18 protein-coding genes are annotated in these 16,653 nt (G+C 41.8%); 15 read left to right on the forward strand and 3 right to left on the reverse strand.

Annotated features, from left to right (window positions below):
• Window positions 1–15: 15 nt before the first annotated feature.
• Window positions 16–243 (reverse strand): helix-turn-helix transcriptional regulator, encoded by a 228-nt coding sequence (locus MHI27_RS03555; protein ID WP_076120142.1) that lies wholly within the window; start codon window positions 241–243, stop codon window positions 16–18.
• Between the two features lie 259 nt (window positions 244–502).
• On the opposite strand from MHI27_RS03555, the gene MHI27_RS03560 reads away from it, so the two are divergent.
• Window positions 503–1,000 (forward strand): hypothetical protein, encoded by a 498-nt coding sequence (locus tag MHI27_RS03560; protein WP_405175600.1) that lies wholly within the window; start codon window positions 503–505, stop codon window positions 998–1,000.
• A 298-nt stretch (window positions 1,001–1,298) separates the two neighbouring features.
• Window positions 1,299–1,886, forward strand: a complete 588-nt coding sequence (locus tag MHI27_RS03565; RefSeq protein WP_405176690.1) for a pyridoxal-phosphate dependent enzyme — start codon at window positions 1,299–1,301, stop codon at window positions 1,884–1,886.
• Between the two features lie 17 nt (window positions 1,887–1,903).
• On the opposite strand, the gene MHI27_RS03570 is transcribed toward MHI27_RS03565, so the two are convergent.
• Window positions 1,904–2,728, reverse strand: a complete 825-nt coding sequence (locus MHI27_RS03570; RefSeq protein WP_405175601.1) for a WYL domain-containing protein — start codon at window positions 2,726–2,728, stop codon at window positions 1,904–1,906.
• Complete coding sequence (locus tag MHI27_RS03575) at window positions 2,715–4,025, reverse strand: helix-turn-helix transcriptional regulator (protein WP_405175602.1); 1,311 nt, start codon at window positions 4,023–4,025, stop codon at window positions 2,715–2,717. Before MHI27_RS03575 ends, MHI27_RS03570 begins: the two co-directional genes overlap by 14 nt.
• Before the next feature lie 62 nt (window positions 4,026–4,087).
• On the opposite strand from MHI27_RS03575, the gene MHI27_RS03580 reads away from it, so the two are divergent.
• From MHI27_RS03580 to MHI27_RS03640, 13 genes are all read left to right on the forward strand, one after another.
• Complete coding sequence (locus MHI27_RS03580) at window positions 4,088–4,237, forward strand: hypothetical protein (RefSeq protein WP_339800334.1); 150 nt, start codon at window positions 4,088–4,090, stop codon at window positions 4,235–4,237.
• 385 nt (window positions 4,238–4,622) lie between these two features.
• Entirely contained in the window at window positions 4,623–5,738 is a 1,116-nt protein-coding gene (locus tag MHI27_RS03585; RefSeq protein WP_149647752.1) for a slipin family protein, read from the forward strand.
• 168 nt (window positions 5,739–5,906) lie between these two features.
• Window positions 5,907–6,677 (forward strand): type II CAAX endopeptidase family protein, encoded by a 771-nt coding sequence (locus MHI27_RS03590; RefSeq protein WP_339800343.1) that lies wholly within the window; start codon window positions 5,907–5,909, stop codon window positions 6,675–6,677.
• A gap of 245 nt (window positions 6,678–6,922) precedes the next feature.
• A complete protein-coding gene (locus MHI27_RS03595) occupies window positions 6,923–7,732 on the forward strand; it encodes an ABC transporter ATP-binding protein (protein ID WP_405175603.1) in 810 nt (269 codons plus the stop codon).
• Window positions 7,733–8,578 carry an ABC transporter permease gene (locus MHI27_RS03600; RefSeq protein ID WP_405175604.1) on the forward strand — a complete coding sequence of 282 codons (846 nt, stop codon included), beginning with the start codon at window positions 7,733–7,735 and terminating at the stop codon, window positions 8,576–8,578.
• A 166-nt stretch (window positions 8,579–8,744) separates the two neighbouring features.
• A complete protein-coding gene (locus MHI27_RS03605; RefSeq protein WP_042184836.1) occupies window positions 8,745–9,752 on the forward strand; it encodes an ABC transporter substrate-binding protein in 1,008 nt (335 codons plus the stop codon).
• Window positions 9,753–9,794: 42 nt separating this feature from the next.
• Window positions 9,795–11,153, forward strand: coding sequence for an LLM class flavin-dependent oxidoreductase (locus tag MHI27_RS03610; protein ID WP_405175605.1), 1,359 nt, complete (start codon window positions 9,795–9,797; stop codon window positions 11,151–11,153).
• The gene (ssuE, locus tag MHI27_RS03615; RefSeq protein WP_341127161.1) at window positions 11,153–11,686 is read left to right on the forward strand and encodes an NADPH-dependent FMN reductase; all 534 of its coding nucleotides are present in this window, start codon (window positions 11,153–11,155) and stop codon (window positions 11,684–11,686) included. The genes MHI27_RS03610 and ssuE overlap by 1 nt, the downstream gene beginning before the upstream one ends.
• A 279-nt stretch (window positions 11,687–11,965) precedes the next feature.
• On the forward strand, window positions 11,966–12,544 hold the full coding sequence (locus MHI27_RS03620) for a sigma-70 family RNA polymerase sigma factor (protein ID WP_405175606.1): 579 nt from the start codon (window positions 11,966–11,968) through the stop codon (window positions 12,542–12,544).
• Window positions 12,537–13,397 (forward strand): hypothetical protein, encoded by an 861-nt coding sequence (locus MHI27_RS03625; RefSeq protein WP_405175607.1) that lies wholly within the window; start codon window positions 12,537–12,539, stop codon window positions 13,395–13,397. Before MHI27_RS03620 ends, MHI27_RS03625 begins: the two co-directional genes overlap by 8 nt.
• 194 nt (window positions 13,398–13,591) lie before the next feature.
• Window positions 13,592–14,704, forward strand: a complete 1,113-nt coding sequence (locus MHI27_RS03630) for a helix-turn-helix domain-containing protein (protein ID WP_341126259.1) — start codon at window positions 13,592–13,594, stop codon at window positions 14,702–14,704.
• Between the two features lie 112 nt (window positions 14,705–14,816).
• A complete protein-coding gene (locus MHI27_RS03635; protein ID WP_405175608.1) occupies window positions 14,817–15,827 on the forward strand; it encodes an ABC transporter substrate-binding protein in 1,011 nt (336 codons plus the stop codon).
• Window positions 15,824–16,645 (forward strand): alpha/beta hydrolase, encoded by an 822-nt coding sequence (locus tag MHI27_RS03640; RefSeq protein ID WP_405175609.1) that lies wholly within the window; start codon window positions 15,824–15,826, stop codon window positions 16,643–16,645. The genes MHI27_RS03635 and MHI27_RS03640 overlap by 4 nt, the downstream gene beginning before the upstream one ends.
• The last annotated feature ends 8 nt before the right edge of the window (window positions 16,646–16,653 follow it).

The raw sequence follows: 16,653 nt of genomic DNA on the forward strand, positions 1-16,653 counted from the left end.
TTGCAGTATTACTGGTCAATTTGTATCTCCAGTGTCAACTAAATCAATAATCTCTCGAATATCGGTAATCTCTAATGACTCTGCTATTCTAATAATATGATTAAAGTTAATACCTTCTCTTTTATTGTTGGCTAATTCGCTCAATGCAGCATGTCTAACATCGGATATTCTTGACAACTCTCGTAGAGAGATACCATGCTTTTTCGTCAACTGAGATATTTTCACGATAACTCTCTTTCCCACTAGAATCTCCTCGCTTCTGAGTTTAAATCTTGACTATACGTATAAGCGTACCGTATAATATTCCCAAGTATGGTACTCATATGCGTAACAATCAGAAACTTATTGTTCTTGCTAACGTGTATTTTTATCCCATTCTTGAGTGGCACTAATAGATTTACTTTAAAATAGTTATACGTACACAAAGGAAATAAAAACTATTCATAATCAGTGTAAATGAAAATGTCTACAGACATAGCTTTACCAAGAAGGTGGGGGTGCAATGCAACATTTGAAGTACAAATATGAGGAGGAAAAGCGCAAGCTGAATGAACTCGGACAGAAATCACTGGAGCAGGGAATTCCGTTAAGCAGTAATGAAGCGGTTCAGGCCCAGAGCCGTAAGATGGACGAACTCATTAATCGGATGTATCAAGAAAAAGTTGGACATACAGCGTCTTTTCGTTTGAACTTTTGTCTTGGAGGAGATGTGATGGGCTTTCCGGTATGGTTTCTACAGACAATTCAAGGTCGATTGGATGAGGTGACCGCACAGATTGAACATCAATCCGAGCCTAGGCATGTTTTTGAAGAAGAGCGCAAAGCTTTTCAAGCGTTGTTTGACTCCATGGACATTGCACGTATGCCAGAGTTAGAGCACTGGGAGGATAAGCTTCAATCGAAGCAAGCCGTTCTTTATGAACGTCTATATCTACAAGGACTAAAGGATGGCATGCAGCTTGCAAATGCCTTTACTGTTCCTTCAGCTCTCTCGGACTAAGGCATGCCCTATAGCTGCCGGAAAATACATAGGTATCGGAACCAAAGTGGATAAACGCATACTTTATTTTCGGACTGTACATGCGACAGTCTTTTTTCTTGTATATGTTTGAAATTCTTGTTTTTCCGATGCTATTCATTCAAAAAGTGGGCAAACTTCCACTCATAATCTGAATAAAGGGATAGTTCCCATATTGTTGAATAATCATACATATTGTAAATCTAGATCATATAAGGTTCTCTTATGCTGAAAACTCTATTTTCTCTCTTTATAAGATCCGAATCCAAACCGCCACAAGCTGCGCTTTGGAAGCTCCGTAAGCTATGCAGCATCAATCCTAGGAATAAAAAATGTAATTGTGCCACTGGGTACTCCCATAAGTAAGATAGATAAAATCAAGTATTTCGGAGCCGATGTAATGCAATTAGGTAAAAATTATGATGAGGCTCATTCATTAGGTATGAAGTATATTAGTGAACGCGGCTTAACCTATATTGACGCATACTATAGTGATCTAGAAATCTATGGAGGGCAAGGGACCGTTGCAATTGAAATTGGGGAACAGAATAAAGATATTGATACCATAGTAGTCCCAATAGGTGGTGGAGGCCTTATTACTGGAATCGCGGTTGCGGCTAAAGCGATTAACCCAGCTATCCATATTATTGGAGTACAAACAGAGGCTTATCCTGCAATGTTAAAATCATACGAAGATAACATTTTCTATGAAGAATATCCTAACGAGGAGTCATTGTGTGATGCTCTTCTTGGTGGAGTCGGGAAACTGAGTTATGAGATGGCAAAAGATTATGTTGATGATTTCATAGCAGTAATATTAAAAGGTAATTCAAAAGAGTCATGTAGGCATAGATTGCTAACTACATGACTCTTATTTATCTCAGATTACGAAGATAGTTCTTCATCGGTGGGTATGATTCCATAACGCTCTAAAGCTTTTGACGATGATTCAAGCATCCGCTTTTTCAAATAATCGCCTTCGACCACCCAAACCCGCTTTCCCAGAAAACGTATCTTGGAAAGTAAATACTCGAGCTCATCCCCAAGCAGAGAAACTCTGACTCGATAGGTATCCTTCTCCGTATCATACTCAACATTTTTTTCAAAGCTGGAGAAGGCGTATAGAATACGGGATAGCTCTGCGTTATAAACGCGGACAATTTCAATGATGACTTCGGTTTTACGTGATTCAAGCGTTTTTCCGATCTTCCTTAGAATGTTCTCTGCAGCTGAGGGTTCGATTGGTTCTGATGTGACGGACTGGATCTTCTTTAGCCGGGTACTCATCAAGGAGTGATGCCGAGTGTGATACCAGAGCAAATACCATTCTCTTTTGACCATGGAGTATTCCAGCTTATACGGAAACCCCAACTGATCCTTATTAATACGGTCGCCCTTAATCGCGTAGGTGATAAGAATCCCCGTTTTATTCATGATATGCCGGCGCAAAGATCGCAGAAGAGGGTGGTAGACCTGTTTTTCTAGCGTACGGGCTTTTTCAATCAAATGATTGGAAATATCCATCCCCTGTTCCGACTCAAGGGCAGTACGTAGCTTGTCCATAGTATCCGCAGTGAAAGCATTAGCTGCCGAGGGATGCTCCAGCATCGTCTTCAGCCAGGCCCGTTCGTGCGTAGTGATCATGAAAGTACCGGAATCCTCCAATCGGGAAATGATCTGGTGATTGAATATTTTCTCAAACAGATTCATAGTAAGCTTGGATCTCCTTCCATTCTGCAATTATTTCCCGGCGAAACGAAGCGGGCTCCAGAACCTCACAGCTAGAACCGAAGCTACGCAGCCATGGCTTAATTTCAGTCACCCCGTTTACGATGATTTCATAAATAAACGAATGTTCATCCTCAAACACAATTTCCCCCCATTGTCCCTGCAAGAGTACCCGTTCCTTGATGAAGTTCGGTTCCGAACCTCCCGGATTAAAAAACCGGACACGTACGGTCACCGGCCGGCCAGTATCTATCAACCAGCTGTACTTAATCTTCTCGGCAAGTTCTTTATTCTTTTCGTCGTACCAGATCTCATCCACAGGTTCAGCTTCTTCGATTTGCGTAATTCCTTCCATCCGGTATTTCCGAATACCCTGTCTATCATATGAGAGCAAATACCATCTTCCATATTGATGATCGTACACAATTTTAAGTGGAACCACCTTTTCAGCTTTGCCCTCTGGTTCACGTTCAAACAGGGGATTGGTGTTTTTGGATGCGTAGCTTTTCTCAGACTTCGGTGAGAAATATAGAAACCTGACTTTGCGGCGATGGCGCATGGCATGAAGAAGTGTAAACAGATGCGCCTCATCTAAAATCCTCGAGTAATAGTGATATTTATATAAAAATGGTTCAACGGCATGCCGCTCAACTTGATTGCGGAGAAGATGTTTTTTTAATCCATCACGCAGTAAATATCCTTGAACGGAAGGGACTTGAGTGTTCGCCATCACATCTACAAAATCATATAAATCGATAAGCTCTTCATCCAATAAGCTTCGAATCAAGTCGTCTTGGATTCGATACCGGTACGGGCGAGATCCCGGCTCTCTTGTAATGACTCCGACCTCCTCCAAGTATTTGAGATCCGAGCGAATGGTCTTTTCGTCAGGTAAAGGTAGATCAGAAGGCAGACTGCTGCAGCACATCTCCAATAAATCCTTCGCAGTCAAGGCTTGTCCATTCATTGCACCTAGAAGCAGCGAGACTCGCTGGCTTTCAGATTCCTTTACGGATTTGGCGCGGAATAGAAATAAGAGTAATGGATCGGTGGAGTCATAATATCTGAGGCGAAAGGTCTCGGAAAATTCCCTGCTCTGTTCATCCGCCAAGTGCTGGTGCGTGGAGCTAGCTACTTGTTTGAGTCGTCGGATCGTTTTATCAAAGGTGTGAACGGAAATCCCCAATCTGTCTGCGAACTGTTGTCTGCTGAATGCCCCGCTCGTAAGCACCAGCATTCGCAGAAACTGTATTTCTTTATCAAAGCTTTCCTTAGCCAAAGGTATCCTCCGTTCAAATGAAGCATCTTCTTCCATTGTAACAGGGGAGGGATTTGGGTGTAATGGAAAAGTTTATATGCAGTCGTAATACTTTCACCATGTTCGTTAAGGCTGAAATGAGCGATTATAGAACCTGTAAGGCAGCATTTAGCAAGATGGTAAACGCCAAATGGCGTTTCATCATACATTGGTTCTTATTTGGACGGTCGTAACGAGGCGCGGATATCGATGTATCCCGCAGTGCCGTGCATGCTATGTTACGGTATCCTGTACGATCGGATCGGTAAGAATCCCTTATTAGGGTTCGATTCCCCAATTGCCTTGGACGCGATTCTGGTAGAGCACTCGACTTTAAATCGAGCGAAAAATTGAAGAAAAGACCAAAGGCTAGAATCCCTTGCAGCTAGCTTTAGTGCACTGAAGTAAGGCTTTGCAATCCGTGGATACCGCTTGTGCGAAATTTCAGGAAGTTCTCTTAGATTAAAGTGTGAGAATATCCATGAGAACAACAGATAAATCGCTTAGCTAAAACGAGATTCCGCCAGAACTTCAGTGGGATTCTAAGACCAATGGTCGAACTAATTAGGGGGAAACATTATGTTGAACAAAGTAACGATTCAAGCTGACGAACGTGGTTTGCTATTTCATAAAGGAAGTTATGTGAAAAAACTGATGCCGGGGAGCTATCACTTTTCAATGTGGTCAAAATCCACCGTTGTGGTGTTGAATATCGCTAAACCGTTTAATGTGGAAGGAAAAGATATGAAGTTATTCCTTCATGATGAAGATCTCGTGCGTGAGCTCGATATCGTACGTGTACAAGATCATGAGTATATTCTGTACTATGAGGACGGGCAATTTGTTCAATTACTTAAGCCTGGTGTCTACGCATTCTGGAATATACTTAAAGAACACACCTTTTTCCATGCAGATATCAGACAACCCGAATTGCCTGTCGAGGTAAACCGCGCAATTATAGCGAAGCTAACAGCAAATGTGCAGTCCTACGAAATTGCGAGCTACGAGTCTGGATTTCTGTTTTATGATCATGTATTACAACGAGAACTTCCTCCTGGCAAGTACCACTTCTGGAGAGGTCCAGTTTCGACTGTGGTAAAGACGATTGATTTAAGACAACAACAAATGGATCTCATCGGCCAAGAGATCATGACTGAAGACAAAGTTTCGCTGCGGCTTAACTTCGTTTGTCAGTACAAGATCGTAACGCCATTACGTGCTCTGGAAATGAAGTCATTTGACGAGCAAATCCATATCCAGCTTCAGCTTATGCTGCGGGAATATGTCGGAACGCTCAAATTGGATGATCTTCTGAAACGAAAAGAGGACGTTGCGTCGTTCGTCCTATCCCGTTTACGTGAGAAGGGTGAAGAGTTCGGAGTAGATTTCCTGAGTGCTGGGGTTAAGGATGTCGTTTTGCCAGGGGAAATGAGAGATATAATTAACACCGTTCTGCTTGCGGAGAAAAGAGCACAGGCAAATCTAATTACTCGTCGTGAAGAAACGGCCTCAACCCGAAGCTTGCTTAACACCGCAAAGCTAATGGATGAGAATCAGACGCTGTTCCGACTGAAAGAGCTGGAATTCCTCGAGAGAATATGCGAGAAAATCGGATCCATATCTTTTACGGGTGGCGGGGATTTGTTGGAGCAATTAAACTCTTTGCTTGGCGAACGAAAAGCGACAGGCAAATAAGGAATATCAAATGGAATAGATAAGTGCCACTCCTAATGGAGATTGGCATTTTTTTTGGTTTTTTTCTGAAAAGTTTCTGTATATTCATCCAGTTCACATTAGGTTCATATAAGTGGTTTAACTTATGGGTATCAAGAGTTTAGTACGATATTTGGAGGAAGAAAACCCATGAAAAAAGCAAAAGAAAATTTAGATTACCCGTTTTACAATGAATTACCTGTACAAATTCCTGTTATGAAATGGCTCGTTGTAATGGTAGCGATTGTATTGGGATTTATCGCGTTGACCACTCGAATACCGTTTATCCCATTGAAAGTTAACGAATATTTAGCACCTATATTGTTCACGGGAATTCCGCTTGTTGCATTCATTTGGGCATCTAAGGGTCATGCGAATCACCTGTTTCGTAAAATTACAAAGAATGATGTTAAGTGGGGTGTGCTGTTCTTTATCTTTAATATAATTGCTACTCCGATTGTCGGTCTCATTCTAGTCTATGTAGTAAAAGTTAATACTGTAGCTGATGCGGTAGTTAATGTCTTTGCAGAACTTGATTCTCTTGGTAAAGTATTGATGTTTGTCAAAATGGGGATTCAACTTGTTGGTGAAGAATTGTTAACCATTTTACCATTCCTGTTTATATTGCAATTGTGTGTGGTGAATTTCAAGCTTTCTCGCAGAGCGGGAATCTGGATTGCATTTCTTGTTACAGCAGTGATCTTCGGAGCCATTCACCTACCAACCTATCATTGGAATCTCGTACAAGCACTTGTAGGTATTGGCCTTGTACGTCTTGTTCTTACAGGGGCTTATATGAAGACTAAGAATATTTGGGCATCTAGTATCGCGCATATTTTGAACGACTATGCAATTACATTGTTCAGCTTGCTTACAGCTTCGTCCGTAGCACCATTCATCATGCAGCATTTCATTCGTTGAATAAATATGCCAATATTGGGTTTAATTAAGTATAGTTGAATTTATTGTTGACAATCCCACCGGATTAAAATATAGTAATCCCATCAGATTAATACAAATTACAAATACTTAAATTTAAGTATTCAAATGTTTAAAACGGAATATGCTGACTGGTTCAACCAGAGGCTCAGGGGACAAACGCTAGTCGTTGTCACCTGAGCCTTTTTGTTTACTTATCCGAATAATAACTAAAAGAGGTGAAGTCCATGGCTGCTTCTGAAAAAATCAGGTTTGAGAGTGTCACCAAAACCTTCAGTGTCCGAGATTCCAAGCAAAAGGAGGCAACAGGGCAATTTACAGCGGTAAAAGAGTTGGATTTTTCCGTAAAAAAAGGTGAGTTTATAACGATAGTAGGTCCAAGCGGGTGTGGTAAATCAACTTTGCTTGATTTGATCAGCGGTTTATCATCACCAACACAAGGTCGCATTTTAATAGATGGTCACCCCATAACAGGTCCAGGGCTTGATCGGGGCATTGTGTTTCAGCAGTATGCTTTATTTCCGTGGAAGACTGCGCGCAGCAATATTGAATTTGGCTTAGAAGCAAAGGGAATCCCAAAGCACGAACGTAGAGAGCAGGTTAGGCATTTTCTTTCATTAGTTGGGCTTAGTGATTTCGGAGATCGTTATCCTCATGAGCTTTCCGGGGGGATGAAGCAGCGTGTAGCCATTGCCAGAAGTCTTGCCTTTAACCCAGACGTCTTGTTAATGGATGAGCCTTTTGCCGCACTGGATGCCCAAACAAGAGAATCACTGCAAAGTGAGCTTTTACGAATTTGGCAGAAGACCCAAAAAACCATAATTTTTATTACGCATGGTATTGATGAGGCCGTTTATCTTGGGGAGCGAGTAGTCGTCCTGACACCAGGACCCGGGACGGTGAGGAAGATTGTAAATATTCCGCTAAAATCACGATTGGAAGATGCGGATATTCGCTCACATCCTGATTTTGTGAAGGCTCGGCATGAGGTGTGGGGTTATTTGCATGAACCTGAATACAGAGGTGCGTATATTTAGTTGATAAAGGAGGGTATTCCCATCGAATCGGTAAAGACTGCTCATTCAACGTTACAGCTTAAGAAACGAAATCCTGTTTCTTTTTCCGGCGTACTTAAGGTGTTTAAACAGTCTATTGTTTTAGTCTTATTGTTCTTACTATGGGAAATCGCACCACGGGCGGGCTTAGTTGACGCAGCATTTTTCCCACCTATTTCTGAGGTAATCACCGCCTTATGGAATTTGATAGCTTCAGGTGAGCTATTCACTCATTTCTTAGCGAGTATCATTCGCTCGTTCAGTGGATTTGCGTTAGCGGTAATAATTGCGATCCCGTTAGGATTACTGATTGGCTGGTATCCATTAGCTAGGGAGTTGTTAAATCCAGTGTTGGAGTTGTTCCGAAATACGGCTGCGCTCGCTTTACTTCCGGTATTTATGCTGCTGCTAGGGATTGGTGAAACCTCCAAGATTACGATCGTCCTATTTGCTTGCACATGGCCTATTCTTCTAAATACGATTGCTGCTGTAGGTAACGTTGATCCCTTGCTTATAAAAGCGGCCAAATCCATGAATATTAAGTCGTTTAAGTTATTTCTAAAGGTGATTTTGCCGGCATCCGTGCCAACTATTTTTACAGGTATTCGGATGGCAGGAACAGGGGCGATATTAGTATTGATTGCTGCAGAAATGGTAGGGGCAAAAGAAGGCTTAGGCTATTTAATCACTTATTCTCAATATAACTTCCAAATCCCTCAAATGTACGCCGGTATATTAACCATTGCCTTATTGGGCTTGCTAATCAACCAAGGCTTGACCTTACTCGAGCGTAAATTTTCTAAATGGAAGCAACCGGTGAATGAATAGAAGGATGATTTTGAAATGATATTTTTTAGGAATAATACCAACTAAACAAATTGAATTAATTATATATTGATTGAACTTAAAACAATCTAAAAAGGAAGAGTGGCGGAGGGGAAGTTTGGAACTGTAGCTCAGAAAAATAGAATTCATTTGGAAAAGGAGAAGCGAGATGAACAAAACAGTAGCACTGCTTATACTTGTAGGCTTGGTTAGTGGTATTTTATCTGGCTGCTCAGAAGGTAAGTCCTCCGCGAAAAGTGGAGAAGATCAGATTCTGCAATATCAGTCTGCCCCTGGAAGTGTCTCTTTCCCAGAGCTAGCTGCCGATTTAGGCTACTTAGGAGATCTGAAGTTAGAGTCTATTGGTGACAGCGTGGGTGGTCCAGAAAGTATTCAATTAACCGCGACGAAACAAATTGACTTTGGTGCAGCATTCAATGGAGCCATTATTAAATCTTACGCCAAGAACGTAAAAATAAAGTCGGTCATTGGCTCCTATGGCAGTGATAAAAATACGTATGTAGGTGCATATGCCCTCGAGGGGGGAGCTATAAAGTCGGCTAAAGATTTTATTGGTAAAAAGGTAGGGGTGAATATTCTCGGTGCCCATTCGGAATTCGTCATTAAAGATTATTTACGCCAAGGCAACTTGACCGAAAAAGAAATTGAACAAGTAACCTTGGTTACAGTCCCAAGTTCTAGTGCAGAACAGATTCTGCGAAATCATCAGATCGATGTGGTTATGTTAAGCGGGATTGCCCGGGATCGGGCTTTAACAACAGGAGGGGTCGCAGAAATTTTCAAGGATATTGATGTGTTTGGGACAGAGTTTACTGCGGGTGATTACTTTTTCACAGATCAGTATATCAAGGATAATCCTAATACCGTCAGGCAATTTGTAGATGGAGTGGCTAAGGCGATTGAATGGGCCCGAACGACACCTAGGGAGGAAGTAATTAAACGATTCGAGGAAATTATTAATAAGCGTGAACGCAAGGAAACCACAGATAATCTTAAGTTTTGGAAGAGTACGGGCATCTCTGAAAAAGGCGGTGTGATCACACCATCGGAATACGATGTTTGGATTGATTGGCTTGTGGCAAATGGGGAGCTAAAGGAAGGCCAAGTGAAACCGGAAGAGTTATATACGAACGAATTTAATCCTTTTGCTAAATAATTTTCTATATAAGTTGAAAAATAAACAATAGGAGTGATTAGCATGACAAAAAAACAAATGAAACTCGGGGCATTCATTAATCTACCTGGTCATCATGTAGCAAGCTGGCGTCATCCTTCTTCAGGGGCAAGTCGGGCATTTGATTTGGAGTATTTAACGGAGATTGCACAAACGGCTGAGCGTGGTAAGTTCGACATGGTGTTTTTTGCAGATGTATTGGGTCAAAAGCTTTCGGGAAATGCACAATCATCATTGAAGCTAGACCCCGTTATTATTATTTCGGCACTCGCAGCGGTAACTAAGAATATTGGGTTAACAGCTACTTTGACGACTACCTATAACGATCCATACCATGTAGCGCGTAAATTCGCAGCCATTGATCATTTGTCTAAGGGGCGTGCCGCCTGGAATGTAGTAACATCAGCTAATGAGGGGGAAGCTCTCCTGTTTGGTAAGGATAAACATTTGCAGCATGCATCCCGCTATGAACGTGCAGAGGAATTTGTGGAGGTTGTCAAACAGCTCTGGTTATCCATTGAGTCTGAGGCGCTAGTCATCGATAAGGAACAAGGCCGGTATTTAAATGTAGACAAGGTACATCCCGTTGACCATGAAGGAGCCTGGTTTAAAGTGCAAGGTTCACTTGACTCATCCACAACACCACAAGGACATCCAGTGATAGTTCAAGCCGGGTCGTCTGAATCTGGAAAAGAACTGGCGGCGAAGACCGCGGAAGTTATTTTTACAGCATGGCAAACCCTTGAAGAAGCGCAAACCTTTTATCGGGATGTAAAGGGTCGGTTGGCTAAATATGGACGTAAGCCGGAGGACTTGAAGATCATGCCCGGTGTGTTTATTACTGTAGCGAAAACTGAGGAAGAAGCTTTGTTGAAACAGCAGCAATTAAACAGCTACATTTTGCCTGAGGTAGGATTATCGTATTTGTCAGCTTTCACCAACATTGATTTGTCTGGGTATGACGTCGATGAACCACTTCCAGAATTCAGTTCCATTGAAGATGAGACCAATCCGCGTATCCGCTACAACATTATTCGTGATATTGCCAAACGTGAAAATCTGCAATCCATACGTGCAATTTATGAACGGATCGCTGGAGCACGCGGACACCGGGAAATCGTTGGAACACCTGAACAAATCGTAGATCAATTAGAAGAATGGTTCTTAAATGAAGGGGCAGATGGATTTAATGTGATGCCTCCCCATTTCCCAGAGGGCTTTAATGATATTGTTGAATTAGTGATTCCTGAATTACAGCGTAGAGGCTTATTCCGTACTGAATATGACAGTAACACGCTTCGAGGAAATTTAGGACTATCTGTACCTGTTGTACCGACACTTGAAAAAGCACTAACCGGTGCGAGCACAGGAGGGAATGTGTAATGAGCAAAGCAGTCATTATTAATGGGGGAAATACTAGAAAGTCCCGGTTGACTGCTATCCATCAGCAGGTTGGAAGATTTTTAGAGCAAGAGGGGATTGGGCATCATTCGATCTATGTCCATGAGCTACCTGCAGTTGATTTGCTTACGGCCAATTTTGCCAGCGAGGAGATTCTAGAGGCTAATGCGCTAGTGGAAGAAGCAGATATTGTTGCCATATTAACGCCTATCTATAAAGCTTCCTATACGGGGATTTTAAAAACCTATTTAGATCTCCTTCCGCAAAAAGCGCTGGTTGATAAGCGAATTGTACCTATTGCTATTGGGGGTTCGTTAGGTCATCTTCTAGCTATTGAATATGCATTGAAACCTGTATTATCCGTGCTGGGTGCTACTGAGATTTTTAATACGGTTTATTTCTTAGATCGGCAAATAGAACGGTTAGAAGCAGATGGTTATCGTATTGATGAGGAAGCAGAGCAACGCCTAAATGTAGAATTACTAAAGCTTGCACCTGCAAAAATAATTAATTAAGCTAGGGGAGCAGTAAGTAAGGGATTAACATTAACGCAGCCTTTCGGGGTGGCGTTTTTTTGTGTTGTGATTATTAACCCCATGAACGATCGCTGAAAAAGGTCCTCCGTCTCCATTTGGTGAACTATAAGTTGTATGATGGTTTCTTAATCCCACAATTATCAAAACATTTGTTAATGGTTTGGGCTTTTCTACGTATTAACTTATGTAAGTTTCTTCACAACAAATTGCGCAATTTGTTTAGCTTTTCGATGAAGGTGAGGTGGAAGGAGGGTGAAGATGGAAGTTATCCAAGGTACTGCGGACCGTTACAAGAATATCGAAAGATCACGTGGTGCCATGATGTCAAAAGAGGAATTTACCCGGATGTACGATAAGTACTACAAACGTGTTTACAAATATATTAGTTATCGTATTAATAACCACCACGTGTCAGAGGACATTTGCAGTCAGGTGTTTGAGACGGTGATGTGTAAGTATTACAGCTTTTCAGAAGAAAAATCGAATTTTGAGGTTTGGCTGTTTGCCATTGTAAGGAACGCTGTGACGGATTACTTCCGGGGGCAGAAGAAAAGAAGCTACACCTCACTAGATTCTTTGCTGGAGCTCATATTTCCCAAGCCGTCTCCGGAGGAATTGGCGATTCGTGAGGATAATAATCAAGCACTGTTTAAGGCGCTCTCCAAGCTGCGTGAGAAGGAACGTAATATCATTGCAATGAAATATGGGGCTGGGCTGAAAAATTCCGAAGTCGCACAGATCATGGGCGTCAGTGAGTCCAATATTGGTGTCGTATTGCATAGAAGTCTGAAGAAACTGCATATTTCCTTAAAAGCAGGAGGATTCAACCATGAATAAGAAAAATGATGATCTCACAAAATTCAGCAAAACCATAGAGCTGCTTGAGAATGTCGAACAGGATAACACTACCGCCAAAGAAAGAATTTATAACCGTTTAGTATACAAGCTGGATCATGGAGCTCTTGAACTCAAATCAGAGAAAAAGGACGGGATAACGATGAAAAAAAGTAGCTGGAGAAATGCAATAGTGATTGGTAGTGCAGTAATTTGTTTGGGTGGCGCATTCTCTGCAACCTCCTATGCACAGGATATGTTCCAATCGATCATGGCAAAGTTTGAAGTAGGAAATCTCGAAATCACGCAATACGATAAGGAAATCCCTTCGGCTGCACAGTCAATGACTCCATCTGAAGAGGGGAAAGGCGGGGAGAATGTTGCCATTGAATTGCCGGTTGCACCCAAGTTGACCCTGGATGAAGCACGTGCAGAGCTTGGAATGAACTTCCCGGCACCAACCTGGATGGCAGACTATAAGTTTGTGAATGTTGTTCTTCAGGGGACCAGCATGGTTGAAGTGCAGTATAACTCTGGGGATAAAGCTGTTAATTTCCTAATCTCCAAGGGCGGCGACAATGGGATCAGTACTACGGAAGAAGTGAAGACAGAAGTAATTAACGGGACTAAGGTTTATTTTGCAAATGGAATTGTGATTTGGGAAAAAGATGGCTTTACCGTTGAACTGTATGCCCAAGAAGACTTTGACAAAGCCACACTTGGGAAGATCATCGACAGTTTCAGCATCGGTGCTCCTGTACAGTCCTTAGGGACTGAAGAAGTGAAAGAGAATTTACAGAAGAATGAAGGAGTAGTTGCAGCTCCAGCTTCCGTTCCGGTTGTTGATTCAAAATAAGATGGTCTACTTAGGGTAGAAATGCCCATAGATACACACAAAGAAGACGCGAGGGGATTCCCCTGAGCGTCTTTTTTTTTACGAGGCTATATACTTCCAACCATTGCTAGCTTCCCAAAACAAAAGTATAATTGAGAATAATTATCAATCAGTGATTTTAATAAAATTCATCCAAGCAGTAAAGAGGTGACAGAATGCAAAAACAATCTCAAAAGACAGATTTAAGTGAGGTTAGAAAATACATAGAAAAGAATTTCACGAAGCCCTTATCTTTGGCTCATTTAGCAGATCTTACTGGTCTTAGTTCCAGTTATTTTTCCTCAGCGTTCAAACAGGAATATATACAAAGTCCAATGGAGTTTGTTACCCAGCTGCGGATTCAAAAGGCTAAACAATTATTGCAAAAGGAAGACGTTCGCTTGAAGTTTATAGCAGAGGCTGTTGGATATAGTGATGAGTTTTATTTTAGCCGAGTGTTCAAAAAGGTCGAAGGGATATCCCCAACGATGTATTCCAGCCAGCAAAAATCAAATATCGGTGTTGTAACTGGGAACATGATGGGGTATTTACATGCGGCAGGAGTAGTTCCGTTTGCTGCACCCTTAAGTGCAAAATGGACACCGTACTACTATAATTTATGGTCGCAAGAAATCGAGCATAAGGTAACCTTGACCCAAAACAAAAATTATTGCAGCCCCAATGAGCTATTGCATTTGCCAATCGATCTGCTTATTTCTCCCAAAGATTTGTCGTCAGAGCTGGTAAAACAGATAGAGGATCATTTTCCAATCTATTGGTTGGATGATAAACAAGATTGCTTAATAGCGTTAACTGAACTTGCTGCCCGATTAAATAAACAAGAAGAAGCGAAACAATGGATCACGCAGTATAGGGCAAGATTGGAAGACGTTCGTCGCAAGTTAGGGTGGACCTCTACACCGCCTAAAGTTCTAGTTATACGTATTTATCAGCAGCAAATCTTTGCTTATTGCAATACAGGCATCGAGCATCTTTTGTTTCAGGATTTGGGAGCGGTATCTAGTTATGAGCAGCCTGGTCTATATAATACCGAGATTACTCTTGATGAGCTAGGTAAGTTGGAGGTAGATAAGCTGTTTACGATTATATGCCCCGATGATGAGTCACGCGCAACATGGCATCATTTGCAGAGAGACGCTGGATTCAAACAGTTAGAGGCTATTAAACAGCAACAAATCTATGTCATTCATTCAGATCCTTGGTTCGAATATTCGCCTGTAGCTTTAAAGCGGATGCTAGAAGAAGTTGCTGTGATGATGATACCTTGAAAATGTACATGAGGAATCATAAGATGTTACATGGTCAATGAGCCCTATCTCTTATACACTCAATACTGAGAATGATTATTATTGAGAAAATAGGAAAGAGGGAAGGTCAATCATGAAGGGGTTTAATACAAAGATAATAAGTTATGTTGTAATGGTTGGTTTATTATCCATTCTACTAACAGCTTGCGGCAGTAATAATGCAGCGAATCAGCAAGCAAAAGATACTCCAGCAACAACTAGCGAAGCGAGCGCAACGGAGGAACCAGCTGTAAAAGAAACGGAAGTAGCGGCTAGAGAAGCGTTTGTAGTAACTGACCATGTAGGCAATACAGTAAACATTCCCGGAACTGTACAAAAAGTGTATGCGCCTGGTCTAGAGGACTACTTAGTAACGCTTGGTGTAACCCCGGTAGCGCAATGGTCCACGGGTGAAAGACCGCAGCAATATCTACAGGATACGTTAAGTGGTGTAGAAGAAATCAGCTTCGCTAATGGTATTCCCTCTCCAGAATCTGTAGTGGATTTGGAGCCGGAATTAATTATATTCCCAACTGCTTTTTATGCACAAAATGGTGTTTATGAAAACTACTCGCAAATTGCTCCAACTTACGTGTTTAAGAATGCACTTGGTAACGTAGTGGAAGCAACAGAAACGATTGCGAAATTGCTAGGATTAGAGGATAAAGCAACAGAAGCTATTGCTGCTTATAATACAAAGCTAGAAGAGACTAAAGCACAGCTAGCTAGCGTTTCTGCCGGTAAAAAAGCGATTTATATTAACGCGAATGCCCGTAAGATCTTTTTAGTGGGTAACTTCCATTACGGGGGATATGTGCTGAGTGAGCTAGGTTTTGCTCAAAGTACTCTTGTAGAAGGTGAGATGTCTGCGGATATTTCGCTGGAAATGCTGTCTGATTTAGATGCTGATTACATCTTTATTAATGATAATGATGGTCTCGGAGATGCCTTCCTGGCAGACATTAAAGCTAGTCCTTTATGGAATGCGCTGCCTGCAGTCCAAGCAGGTAAAGTGTTCGAGGTGGATGGTGATCACTGGAGATCCAGCGGATTAATTGCTTATCAAAAAACGATGGACGATATCGTGACGTTCCTGAAGCCATGATCATCAAACCGTACGTAAAACCAAACTATGAAACGATGCTGATTACGAGTGAAGCTAATCATAAGGACTATGAAATCTTTATTGCCAAACCTTTAGATGAGCCTACAAAAGATGGCTACGGCGTCATCTATGTGCTAGATGGTAATGGGCTTTTTGAAACTGCAGCTGAAATCACTCGATTGCTGACGCGTAAGCCTAAAGGATATCCACCCGCGATTGTTGTTGGCATTGGTTATCCTGGGGGTGAGGCATTCGATACAGTGCGTCGAACCTATGATTTAACTATGCCAGCCGAGCTTGCGAATTTACCGAAACGTCCCAACGGGGAGCCTTGGCCAGAATTTGGTGGGGCAGATGAGCTGCTAGCTTTTTTTGAAAAAGAGTTAATGCCAGTCATTGCCCAGCGGTTCGTTATCAATAAGCAGAAGCAAGCATTGTATGGTCATTCCTTTGGCGGATTATTTGTTCTGCATACCTTGTTTACACAACCTACCTTGTTTTCGCATTATATTGCAAGCAGTGCTTCCATCTGGTGGAATGATTACGCATTATTAAATGAGTATGAGAATTTTAAAGCTGATTTACACAGCAATACTTTAAGTCATTTACCTAAAACGCTTATGATTGCCGGTGGAGAAGAGCTGGATTATATGGTCAAGGATAGCTTGGATTTATGTAACAGCATGATGGCCTTACACATTCCAAGCTTCGAAGTAAGCTGGGCATTGCTTGAGGAAGAGGAGCATGTGAGCGTAATCTCGGGTGCGATTAGTCGAGCCGTCAAATTTTTGCTTACCACATCCTCTGACTTGCGTTAGAAATCATA

It is taken from the genome of Paenibacillus sp. FSL H8-0261 (genome assembly GCF_045040645.1).
Lineage (GTDB): Bacteria > Bacillota > Bacilli > Paenibacillales > Paenibacillaceae > Paenibacillus_AQ.